The 1,036-nt window shown below is 66.3% G+C and carries 1 protein-coding gene; it reads left to right on the top strand.

Going from position 1 to position 1,036, the window contains the following annotated elements; all coding sequences use genetic code 11:
* The coding region (locus U1737_RS20630) for a hypothetical protein (RefSeq protein ID WP_332798093.1) at window positions 1–1,036 on the top strand (1,036 nt) is incomplete at both ends.

Raw genomic sequence — 1,036 nt, 5'->3', positions numbered from 1 at the left:
CAGTTGGTGCCGCGGATCGTGACGCTGCCCAACGGCAATTTCGTGATCACCTGGACCGATTTCGGCAACAGTGCGGGTGGCGCGCAGGGCGATGCGATCGATTCGGTGAAGGGCCAGCTGTTCGCCTTCAATGGCGAAAAGATCGGCGGCGAATTCCTGATCAACAGCGCGGTCGCGGGTACGCAGAGCGGCCAGCAGGTCACCGCGCTGGCCAATGGCGACTTCGTCGTGGTGTGGGCCGATGGCAGCGCCGGCGTAGGCGGGGCGACCGGCGATGCCTCCGGCCTGGCGGTCAAGGCGCAGGTCTTTTCGATCGCTTATCATGCGATCAACGATGTCCCGCTCGATCTGAAGGGGCATATGGGCGTTACCGACCCCGACGCCGGCAACGGTATCGTGACCGTGACGCTCGCGGCGACGACGGGAATCCTCAATGTGGACGCCGGCACCAGCGGCGCGGTTGTGACTCATAGCGGCACCGGATCGGTCACCATCACCGGAACGCTGGCGCAGATCGACAGCCTGCTGCTGTTGGATCCGACCAGCTCCGTCACGTTCGTCGCGAGCGGCGCCGCGCCGGGGACGGGCGCGACGCTGACCCTGACCATCGACGACAATGGCAATACCGGTGGCGGCAATCTGAGCGCCTCCTGGACGTACGGCGTCGTGATCGATCGCAATCTTGCCCCGTCGGGCAGCGATCGCACGGTGAGCCTGTTGGAGGACCACACCCATGTCCTGGAAATCGCCGATTTCGGCTTCGTCGATGCCAATCTCGGTGCGCTCCAGACGGTCCGGATCACGACGCTGCCGGGTGCGGGGGCGCTGGTGTACGATGCCGACGGCGCCGGTCCGGGCGCGGCGGTGGCGGTCACGGCCGGCCAGATTTTCTCGGCCGCGGATGTCGCTGCCGGCAAGCTGAGCTTCATTCCCGGACCGAACGGGAACGGTGCGACGTACGCGCATCTCACGTTCCAGGTGCAGGATGATGGCGGCACGGCGGGGGGCGGGGTCGATCTCGATCCCACGCCCAATA

This window comes from Sphingomonas fucosidasi (genome assembly GCF_036663855.1).
GTDB lineage: Bacteria > Pseudomonadota > Alphaproteobacteria > Sphingomonadales > Sphingomonadaceae > Sphingomonas > Sphingomonas faeni_B.
This window is presented reverse-complemented; position numbering and strand designations above follow the sequence as displayed.